At 64.5% G+C, this 411-nt stretch carries 1 pseudogene; it reads left to right on the top strand.

Features of this window, described 5'->3' with window-relative positions:
• Window positions 1–411 (top strand): annotated as a pseudogene (locus tag ASE71_RS03930) (electron transfer flavoprotein subunit alpha/FixB family protein); the annotation flags it as partial.

Genomic DNA, 411 nt, shown 5'->3' with positions numbered 1-411 from the left:
ACCACGACAGCAACCACCTTTCCGACCAGACCGCCAAGGCGCTGAGCGCCGCTTCGAAAATCGCCAGTGGGACTGGAGCCGATGTGCATGTGCTGGTCGCCGGCGCCGGCGCCAAGGCTGCAGCCGAACAGGCCGCCAAGCTGGCCGGCGTTGCCAAGGTGCTCGTTTCCGACGACGCCTCGCTTGCCAACAACCTCGCAGAACCGCTCGCTGCCCTGATCGTCTCGCTCGCTGGCAGCTACGACACCATCGTTGCAGCCGCGACCTCGGTCGGCAAGAACGTCATGCCGCGCGTTGCAGCCCTGCTCGACGTTTCCCAGGTCTCGGAAATCATCGAGGTCGTCTCGGCCGATACTTATCTGCGTCCGATCTATGCCGGCAACGCCATCCAGACGGTGCAGACGACCGAAG

The organism is Ensifer sp. Root954 (genome assembly GCF_001429005.1).
In the GTDB taxonomy this organism is placed as follows: domain Bacteria; phylum Pseudomonadota; class Alphaproteobacteria; order Rhizobiales; family Rhizobiaceae; genus Ensifer; species Ensifer adhaerens.
Note: the sequence above shows the minus strand (reverse complement) of the source record. Positions and strands in the feature narration are given on the sequence as shown.